Below are 9,007 nucleotides of genomic sequence, written 5' to 3' on the forward strand. Positions count from 1 at the left end.
CCGCCGGCGGCACTGCGGTCGTGGCCGGGGGCGTACCGGTCGTATCCGACGACCTCGGCGCCGCGGGCTGCCAGCCGCCAGGCGGCCTGGCTGCCCATAGTTCCGACGCCGACGACGGCGACGCGCTTCCTGGCAGCTGACACAGGACTTTCCTTTCGTATCGCCGGGGCACATGCTGGGCCCCCGACGTGAGGCTGATCGATTCGAGGTGCTCATGTCTCCGGGATCTCTCCCGGTCGAGCCGTGCCACATTGTGGAACGCTGTGCTAGAATCTGGCACGAGAATGACAGCGGCTCGGAGGGGAGTCAAGAGGGTGTCCAGCAGAAATTCCGAGGGTTAACAGGGGGAAATCGGATGGAAATGAAGAGCGTCACCAGGTCGCTGCGCATCCTGGAGGCGGTCGCCCAGCATCAGCCGGTCACAGTCGGGGAGTTGACGAAGCTCTTCGGAATCCCGAAGTCCACGGTGCAGCGCACCCTGGTCACGCTGGCGGAGGCCGGCTGGCTGCGAGCCAACCGCAGGGACACCACCCGCTGGGAGATCGGCGCCCGGGTGCTGGCCGTACGGCCGGCCGCCCTGCAGGGGTCCAGCCTGTTCGCCGCCGCCCGCGAGCCCATGATCCGCCTCCGGGGCGCGGTGAACGAGACCATCCACCTGTCGGTGCCCGACGCCCTGCAGTGCATGGTCGTGGTGGACCGCGTCGACTGCGACCACGCCGTACGGACCTTCCACACCATCGGCGACACTTCTCCGCTGCACGCCACCGCCGTCGGGCGTGCCATCCTCGCCCACCTTCCGAAGCAGGACGTCGAGGAACTCGTCGCGCGGGGACTGGAACGGTTCAGCGACACGACCCCCGCCGACCCCGACGCGCTGCGCGCCGAGCTGGACCGCATCCGCACCGACGGGTACGCGATCAACACCAACCAGTTCCGCCCGGGCGTCTGCGCTCTCGCCGCGCCCGTACTCGACGAGGCCGGAACACCGCTGGCCGCCGTGGCCATCTCGATGCCCGACTCCCGGTACGACGCGGACCGGGCGCCCGAGTGGGGCCGCCTCGTCGCCGACACGGCCGCGGAGATCACCGGACGCCTGGCGGGCGCCTGAGCGGAAGGCGGTGGCCCGAGAGCCCCGCACCCGGGCAAGGGCCGGCTCGCACGTGCAAGCGTGGGAGCCGGCCCTTGCTCCACCCGCAGACCGGGTGCGATCCGGCTCGATGGTCCCGCGCGGAGTGACCAGCTCGTGCCGCGTGCCGCCCAGCCGCTCGGCCTTCTCGACCGGTGCCTTCTCGTGAATGGTGACGCCGATCCGCGCGGCCGCCTCGGCGAGACCCTTGGTGAACTTGCCGACGTGCAGCCCTGCGCTCTTGGCATCGACCATCCCGCCGTGGAAGCGGTCGGAGCCGATCTCGGAGTGGATCTCGCTCTTGGGGATCAGCCGGGTCTCGACCCCGAGCCGGCCGGACATGATCTCGTGGGTCCTGCGCAGACCCTCGACGTGCGCCGGCTTGGACGCCAGGACCAGCTTGCCCGTGCGGGCGAAGTCGCAGTCGATCCCCTCGTCGGTGACGAGCTCCTCCAGGGTGTCGACCGCGTCGTGGTAGGCCATCAGATACTGCTTGGCGGTGTCGAAGCCGTAGCGGGAGACCGCGTCGCGGAACCCGATTCCCCGAAGAGGTCGCCGACGCGGTCCTCTTCTTCGCATCGTCGGAGTCGTCGCACATCACCGGAGCGGTCCTCCCCGTCGACGGCGGGTACACCGCCTTCTGAACACCCCTGCCTCTGTCGTACGTGAAGGTCGCGAACCGCGAGGATCACCGGACTGCCACGGCTCGACACCAGCCGCATCACCGGCCTCTCCAGCACGCATGCCAATACGTGGCACGCCGTGCTAATATCTGGCACGACATGTCCACGACTCCGCGGAGGGAGTCAGGAAGTGAGCACGACGCAGCCAGATAACTGACGGGGGCACCGGAAGTGGAAATGAAGAGCGTCACCAGGTCGCTGCGCATCCTGGAGGCGGTCGCTCAGCACCAGCCCGTGACCGTGGGAGAGCTGACGAAGCTCTTCGGCCTGCCGAAATCGACCGTGCAGCGCACCCTGGTCACGCTGGCGGAGGCCGGCTGGCTGCGAGCCAACCGCAAAGACACCACCCGCTGGGAGATCGGCGCCCGCATCCTCGCCGTACGGCCCGCCGCCCTGCAGGGATCCAGCCTGTTCGCCGCCGCCCGCGAGCCCATGACGCGGCTCCGCGACTCGCTGAACGAGACCATCCACCTGTCGGTGCCCGACGCCCTGCAGTGCATGGTCGTGGTGGACCGCGTCGACTGCGACCACGCCGTACGGACGTACCACGCCATCGGCGACACCTCTCCCCTGCACGCCACGGCGGGCGGACACGCGGTCCTCGCCCATCTGCCGAAGTCCGAGGTCAACGAGGTCGCGGCCGGCACGCTCGAGGGTTACGGCGAGGAGACCATCACCGACCCGGTGGAGCTGCGCGCGGAGCTCCAGCGCGTCCGAGACCGTGGATACGCCGTCAACCACAACCAGTACCTGCAGGGTGTCTGTGCCATCGCGGCGCCCGTCCTGGACGGTGACGGCGTGCCACTGGCCGCCGTGGCCGTCTCCCTGCCCGACTCCCGCTTCGAGCCCGGCCGACTTGCGGAGCTGGGTCAACTGGTGACCGACACCGCTGCGGAGATCACCGCCCGACACCTGCGCTGAGGGGGACGGACCGGGCCGGAAACAGCCGCGTACCGCCGGGGGACGACAGCACGCCGGTCCGAACCGTGCTTTTTCTTGAGGAGCAGAGGGTGCGTATGGACATTCGGCAGCTGGAGTACTTCCTTGCGATTGTTGATCGTGGGGGGTTCAACCGTGCGGCCTCGGCTCTGTACGTGTCGCAGCCGTCGCTGTCGCAGACTGTGCGGGCACTGGAGCGTGATCTCGGCTCCGAGCTGTTCCATCGCATCGGACGTAGGGCAGTCCTGACGGAGGCTGGAAGGGCCCTGATCGAGCCTGCCCGGGAGGCCGTGCGGAGTCTGGAGACGGCGCGGGCGAGTGTCGCGGCGGTGCATGAGCTGCGTGAGGGGCGCCTGGATGTGGCATCCATGCCGTCGCAGGCGGTGGAGCCGCTGACGACCTTGGTGAGTGCCTTCAGCCACCGGTATCCCGGCGTCTCTGTGGCCATCAAAGCGGCGTTCACCTCGCGTGATGTGATCGACATGGTGCGCACGGGTGCCGTGGAGTTGGGGCTCTTGGCGTCCACCGGTCCGGTCTCCGACAAGGAGGTCGCCTCACATGCGCTGGGGCGGCAGCGCTTTGTGCTGATGGTGCCGGCCGATGGCCCGTTCGCTCATCGAACGGCGGTGGAATGCCGGGAGCTTGCGGGACAGCGGCTGATCGTCGGGCAGGTGGGTACCGGGATGCGCGCCTACGTCGACGCGCTGCGGGAACAGGGCATCGAGTTCACCGTCGCCGCCGAGACCGAGCACCGCGTGTCGCTCATGCCCCTGGTACTGGCCGGGGTCGGGCTCGCGGTGGTCACGGATTCCTGGCGGGACGTCGCCCGGCGACTGGGCGCCCGCGTCCTGGACATCGAGCCGAAGGCCACCTTGGACATCGCCCTCGTCAGCCGCCGCGGCAGCCTGTCCCCCGCAGCCGCCGCGTTCGTCACGGACGCCACCTCGGCCGCCGACAGCTGACAGGCATGGCCTATAACGCAGATCCGCACCGCGCCTTGGACGCCTCACGGACCGCCTTGCCGCAATCAGCGGTATGACGACGAACCACCGCATTGCCCTGATCCCCGGCGGCGGCATCGGCGCCGAGGTACTGCGCCCAGCACAGCAGATCCTCGATGTTCTGGGCCGCCGCCACGGCTTCTGTGTGGCCACACGTCGTACGACGACTGGTCGTGCGAGCGGTGCCTGCGGGAGGGCGCCATGATGCCCGTCGACGGGATCGACCAGTTGCGCGACAAGGCATGGCAGCATCCGTGTTCCCAACCCCCGCCCAGGCCGAACCCGCCAAGTGGATATTAAGTTTCAGGTTGGAACTGAAACGAAAGCTGGTATGGTGCAGCTCAAGCAGCCGCCACCAGATGCAAGCCACGAAGGAGGGGACCTGCTGATGACTTCCACGCCGAGTCGAGCGTTGGTCAACTACCCCAACAGGTTCGACCCCGCAGCGCTCGGTGAACTGCCTGAGCGATTGCAGTCCACCGTCAAGCGGCGAAACAACGTGCTGGGCCCTGGTTACGCGCTGAACTACCGGGAGCCGGTCGAGTTCGTCTCAGGCCGAGGCGCTCACCTGTTCGACCGGGATGGCAACGACTACCTTGACGCCTACAACAATGTGCCGTGCGTCGGTCACGCACACCCGCACGTTGTCGAGGCCGTGTCCCGCCAGATGGCGGCGGTCAACACCAACACGCGCTATGTGCAGGAATCACTCGTCGACTACGCCGAGCGCCTTCTCGCGACCATGCCCGAAGCGCTCTCGAGGGTCAGCTTCGCGTGCAGCGGGTCGGAGGCGAACGACCTGGCCATGCGCGTGGCTCGCTTCCACACGGGCGGCGAGGGAATCGTAGTGTCTCGCTGGGCTTACCACGGTCTCACTCGCGAGGTTGCGAGCTTCTCGCCGACGCTCGGCGCGGGCTCACCGCTCGGGCCGAATGTGCGGCTCATCGATGCTCCTGATCCGCGACTCGTCCCGCCGGGTTCATCGCTTCCCGACTACATGCGAAGCCAGGTGCGCGGCGCGATCAACGACCTCGAGCGCCACGGCTACAGGCTTGCGGCACTGATCACCGACTGCGCGCACTCCAGCGACGGCCTCTTCACCGATCCCGTCGGTTACCTGCGTGACATGGTCGAGGAGGTGCACACCGCGGGCGGCGTGTACATCGCCGACGAGGTCCAGTCGGGATTCGCCCGGCTCGGAGAGGCGATGTGGGGGTTCAGCCGCCATGGGGTGCTTCCGGACATCGTCACGATGGGCAAGCCCATGGGCAACGGCATGCCGATGTCCGGCGTGGTGTTCAGGCCCGAGGTGTGCGACGAGTTCGGACGGAATGTCCGTTACTTCAATACCTTTGCCGGCAGTTCGATCGCGGTTGCCGCCGGTACCGCGGTTCTGGACGTCTTCGAAGCGGAGAACGTGCAGCAGCGAGTTCTCGACAACGGCAGGGCGCTTCGAGCCGGCCTTGAGGAGATCACTCGAGAGTCTCCCCACGTCGAGGAGGTCCGCGGCAGTGGTCTGTACGTGGGCGTCGAACTCGTGAAGGACCGGGAGTCGCTGGAGCCCGATCGTGCCCGCGCTGACCGCGTCATCAACGACATGCGCGAGCGTCGAGTCCTCATCAGCGGCACCGGGGAAGCAGTCAATGTGCTCAAGATCCGACCACCGCTGGCCTTCGACTCGGCCGACGTGACGCGATTCCTCGAGACCTTCGCGGAGATCGCCGAGATGCGCCTGTAGCAGGCCGAAAGCCGAAGGGACCGAACGGTGAACACCTCGCCCCCTGCACGTACCGCCCAGCAGTTGTTCGAGGAGAGCGGCCTGGCCTCGTCCCACAAGCCCATCGAGACGAACGTGGTGGACGCTCTCCTCGCCCGGCACTACCAGCTGAGCGGACATCTCGAGCGGCTGGCAACCGAGAAGGACGACACGTTCCGGCTGCGGACCGGCACGGCCGACCATCTCGTCAAGGTTTCCCCGCCCGACGAGGCGGTAGCTGTCGTAGCTCTGCAAACGGCTGTGATGCGCCACCTCGAAACCGAAGCTCCTCATCTGCCCGTCCAGCGGGTCAAGGCGACCACCGAAGGCAGCGACGACGTACCGATCGAGACGAAGGGCGGCGGGGTCCGAGTCCTGCGCGTCTTCGACTTCGTCGAAGGTGCCGTCCTGGCGCGGACGAAGCCCGATCCCCACCAGCTTGCCCAGGTCGGGCAGATGCTCGGGCGAGTGGATCTGGCTTTGCGGTCATTCAGGCATCCAGCGGACGAGCGGCGCCTTGTGTGGGACCTTCGACACTTCGACCAGCTGCGGGAGCTCATCGAGTACACGCCCAGCGCCACGCACCGTCGGCTGGCACAAGAAGTGTTCCGCCTTTTCCACGAGGCCGTTGTTCCGAGGCTGGGTGATCTCGAGACCCAAGTGATCCATGGTGACTACAGTCCCTACAACGTCCTGGTGGATCCGCGGCCGGACAGCTTCGTCACAGGAGTAATCGACTTCGGTGACAGCATGCGCAGCGCTTTGATCTTCGATCCTGCTGTGTCGCTCGCGAACCTTCTCGGCCGGACACCATCGGATCCCTGGCGTGAGGCATACAGCTTCGTCGCGGGATACGAGCGGGCCCGGCCGATCAAGGACACCGAACTCCCGCTCCTGCCTGTTGCCGCGCTGGCACGCCTCACACTTCGCGCGCTGGTCACCCATTGGCGCGCGGAACGAGTGCCGGAGCGTCGCGACTACCTGCTCGAGCACGCCAGAGACGACTGGGTCAACGTGGAGCGGGCCACGGCCGTCGCCATGGAGGAGGTCGTGGCCCGCTTGCTGAGCACCCGCCATGACAGGCCTTGAGCGACGCCACTGAGGCGACACTCGCCGACGTCCGACACGGCAGACTGGCCGATCGCCAAGTTCAACAGAAGCGCAGGCGAGCCAAGGATCAGCATCTTCGCCGATGCCTACGGGCAGCTCGGCAAGTCCGGCAGAGACCACTGGTTCGGGCTGCGTGTGGTCTCGCTAAGGTCATGAGGTGAGCCGCATCAACCCCACACCGCGCGACTACAACAAGGCAAGTGTCCTTGACGTGCTTCTCTCCCATGTGCCGTTGACCCGGAACAAGCTCATCGAGCTCACGGGGTTGAGCAAGGCGACGGTGTCGCGGGCCGTCGAGGAACTGCGCTCTGACGGGTTCGTCGTGGACGGGGGAGTCGACGCCGTCGTCGGGCGTGGCCGTCCGTCGACGTACCTCGATGTGCCCGAGACGGCCGGACATGTCGTGGGGGTCGGCTTCGGCGCCGTGACCACCGGCGTGCTGGTGACCGACCTACGCGGCCGTGAGATCGGGCATGTGATCGTCCCGACGGTCGAGCACCACGACGTCCCCGCTGCCGGCCGGTGGCTGGTCGACCTGATCGCGCGGACCAGCGCCTCCGCACGAGGGCCACTGCGCCAGGTCGTCGCGGCACTGCCCGCCCATGTCCGCGACGGCGCCGAGGTCTTTCGGCCTGCCGATCCGATGAAAATCTTCTCCGGCAGAGACCTGCACCGAACCGTCGAAAAGCTCGTCGGTGCTCCAGTGTCCTTCGACAGTGACGCGAACGCGTCCTTGCTCCAGGTGCTCACGGACGACGCGAGCATCCATGACGCTGCCCTGTTCAGCGTCAGCAGCACGCTGAATTTCGCCACCTGCAGGGACCGGGAACTGGCTCGGGGACGTACTCCTTCGTTCGGCGACATCGGTTCCCTCTCCTCCGGCATCGACGACCGCACTCTCAACGGGCTGCTGAGCACCGCAGGGCTTGTGAAGTTCGCTCGTGAACACGGACTGGACCTCGAACGCGTCGAGGATCTGTGGCTGGCACCTCAGGACCATCGAGGCCGGGCCGAGATACTCAAGGCGTTCACGACGGCGGTCACGACCGCCGTGAGCATCGTCGCCGTGACACTCGATCCCGAATCCGTCTACTTCGTCGGCCGGTTGCACCCCTTGGTGGACGAGGTACTCCCCGAGGTACGCAAGCGACTCGAACAGACCTTGCCGGTCATCCCCCGGATCACGACCGTCTCCCAGATTCTGGGACTCTCGGTAGCACGCGGCGCGGTGCACGCGTGCCTGGCCATGACCCACAACCGCCTACGGGACGCGCTGCTCAAGGCACGCAGTCAGGGACCGCAGCAGGAGCAAGCCGCGCCGGCATTCTGATCCGGACTGCGAGCATGAGGACCACCCGCGCTGTCGGGCCGCCGACTGTGCCCGGGCGGCTTCGAGCAGCGCGCGGGTCGTGACCACGTTGGCGCTCATGCCGAGGTCGGAGTCAGCCTCGCATCAGGCCGAGACAGCGGAGGCGAGGGGGATCAGTACGTCCACCGGCTCACCGAACACCGGTCCTCAGTCGCTTTCCCCTCGGTGGCTGCGGTAGTCGTTCAGCCAGCGGAGACCTTCGCTCGTGCCGGCGCGGGGGTTGTACTCGCAGCCGATCCACCCGTCGAAGCCCAGCTCATCGACCACGTCGAGCAGGTGGCGGACGTTGAGCTCACCCCGGTCGGGCTCGTTGCGGTCGGGTACGCCCGCGATCTGCAGATGGCCGACCCGGCCGGTCGGCAGGTCGCGGCGCAGGGTCGCGGTGAGGTCGCCCTCGACGATCTGGCAGTGGTAGAGGTCGAGCTGCACCTTGAGGTTCGAGGCTCCCACCTCCTGCACCACGGCGTGGGCCTCGGCCTGGGCGCTCAGGAAGTATCCGGGCATGTCGCGGCCGTTGATCGGCTCGATCAGGACGTCGACGCCCGCCGCGGCGGCCCGTTCCGCGGCCCGGGCCAGGTTGGTCAGGTAGGTGTCGCGGTGCTTGGCCCGCTCGACCGGTGTCGCGTCCGGTCGGAACAGCCCGGCCATCAGGTGCACCCGCGGGCAGCCCAGCGCCGCCGCGTACTCCAGAGCCCGGTCGACCCCGGAACGCACCTCCGCCTCGCGTCCGGGCAGTGCCGCCATCCCGCGCTCTCCGGACTCCCACGCTCCGGGTGGTGCGTTGAAGAGCACCTGCCTCAGGCCGTGGTCGTCCCGGTTGTAGACGCGGGCGAGGAGGCCCGCCTCGCGCAGCCTGCGCGGGATCAGGTCGACGATCAGGCCGGCCCGGGCCAGGTCGCTGAAACCGCCGTCGTCGAGGTCGCCATGTCCGCGGTGAGGGTGCCCAGGTCGGCCCGGACGGTGCCGCGCGCCTTGGTGCCGGGCCGGGCCTCCAGGGAGCCGACGGAGAGGGTGGTGTCGCTC

Annotated in this window: 8 protein-coding genes and 4 pseudogenes; 8 read left to right on the forward strand and 4 right to left on the reverse strand. The window is 67.8% G+C overall.

From position 1 onward, the window contains the following. Nucleotides 1–143: NAD(P)-dependent oxidoreductase (locus tag OP79_RS54890; RefSeq protein ID WP_281194522.1), on the reverse strand; the 143-nt coding region annotated here is incomplete at its 3' end. Nucleotides 144–361: 218 nt separating this feature from the next. Here OP79_RS54890 and OP79_RS47590 point away from each other — a divergent pair. Next, nucleotides 362–1,108 (forward strand): IclR family transcriptional regulator, encoded by a 747-nt coding sequence (locus tag OP79_RS47590; protein ID WP_033329475.1) that lies wholly within the window; start codon nt 362–364, stop codon nt 1,106–1,108. Between the two features lie 117 nt (nt 1,109–1,225). On the opposite strand, the pseudogene OP79_RS53350 reads toward OP79_RS47590, so the two are convergent. After that, nucleotides 1,226–1,705 (reverse strand): annotated as a pseudogene (locus OP79_RS53350) (NAD(P)/FAD-dependent oxidoreductase); the annotation flags it as partial. On the opposite strand from OP79_RS53350, the pseudogene OP79_RS53355 reads away from it, so the two are divergent. The 7 genes and pseudogenes from OP79_RS53355 to OP79_RS47620 all read left to right on the forward strand — a co-directional run. Continuing rightward, nucleotides 1,696–1,770 (forward strand): annotated as a pseudogene (locus OP79_RS53355) (hypothetical protein); the annotation flags it as partial. The pseudogenes OP79_RS53350 and OP79_RS53355 sit on opposite strands and share 10 nt — an antisense overlap. 216 nt (nt 1,771–1,986) lie before the next feature. Continuing rightward, nucleotides 1,987–2,730 carry an IclR family transcriptional regulator gene (locus tag OP79_RS47600; protein ID WP_033329470.1) on the forward strand — a complete coding sequence of 248 codons (744 nt, stop codon included), beginning with the start codon at nt 1,987–1,989 and terminating at the stop codon, nt 2,728–2,730. 95 nt (nt 2,731–2,825) lie between these two features. Then, complete coding sequence (locus OP79_RS47605; RefSeq protein WP_033329471.1) at nt 2,826–3,710, forward strand: LysR family transcriptional regulator; 885 nt, start codon at nt 2,826–2,828, stop codon at nt 3,708–3,710. Between the two features lie 73 nt (nt 3,711–3,783). Beyond that, nucleotides 3,784–3,989 (forward strand): annotated as a pseudogene (locus OP79_RS53360) (tartrate dehydrogenase); the annotation flags it as partial. A gap of 91 nt (nt 3,990–4,080) precedes the next feature. Continuing rightward, on the forward strand, nt 4,081–5,487 hold the full coding sequence (locus OP79_RS47610; protein ID WP_245685732.1) for an aspartate aminotransferase family protein: 1,407 nt from the start codon (nt 4,081–4,083) through the stop codon (nt 5,485–5,487). Nucleotides 5,488–5,514: 27 nt separating this feature from the next. Continuing rightward, nucleotides 5,515–6,594 carry a phosphotransferase gene (locus OP79_RS47615; protein ID WP_033329473.1) on the forward strand — a complete coding sequence of 360 codons (1,080 nt, stop codon included), beginning with the start codon at nt 5,515–5,517 and terminating at the stop codon, nt 6,592–6,594. 178 nt (nt 6,595–6,772) lie between these two features. Continuing rightward, nucleotides 6,773–7,945 (forward strand): ROK family transcriptional regulator, encoded by a 1,173-nt coding sequence (locus OP79_RS47620; RefSeq protein ID WP_245685733.1) that lies wholly within the window; start codon nt 6,773–6,775, stop codon nt 7,943–7,945. 36 nt (nt 7,946–7,981) lie between these two features. Here OP79_RS47620 and OP79_RS57790 read toward each other — a convergent pair. Both OP79_RS57790 and OP79_RS47625 read right to left on the reverse strand, forming a co-directional pair. After that, nucleotides 7,982–8,125, reverse strand: a pseudogene (locus OP79_RS57790) (NAD-dependent epimerase); the annotation flags it as partial. Between the two features lie 6 nt (nt 8,126–8,131). Further along, a partial coding sequence (locus OP79_RS47625) for a hydroxypyruvate isomerase family protein (RefSeq protein WP_483855341.1) occupies nt 8,132–9,007 on the reverse strand: 876 nt, incomplete at its 5' end.

The sequence above is a fragment of the Streptomyces yerevanensis genome, assembly GCF_000716805.1.
Taxonomy (GTDB): domain Bacteria; phylum Actinomycetota; class Actinomycetes; order Streptomycetales; family Streptomycetaceae; genus Streptomyces; species Streptomyces flaveus.

Excerpts from the sequence above, each read along its gene's own strand:
- OP79_RS47600 (WP_033329470.1), top strand. The coding sequence starts at position 1,987 with ATGAAGAGCGTCACCAGGTCGCTGCGCATCCTGGAGGCGGTCGCTCAG.
- OP79_RS47605 (WP_033329471.1), top strand. The coding sequence starts at position 2,826 with ATGGACATTCGGCAGCTGGAGTACTTCCTTGCGATTGTTGATCGTGGG.
- OP79_RS47610 (WP_245685732.1), top strand. The coding sequence starts at position 4,081 with ATGGTGCAGCTCAAGCAGCCGCCACCAGATGCAAGCCACGAAGGAGGG.
- OP79_RS47590 (WP_033329475.1), top strand. The coding sequence starts at position 362 with ATGAAGAGCGTCACCAGGTCGCTGCGCATCCTGGAGGCGGTCGCCCAG.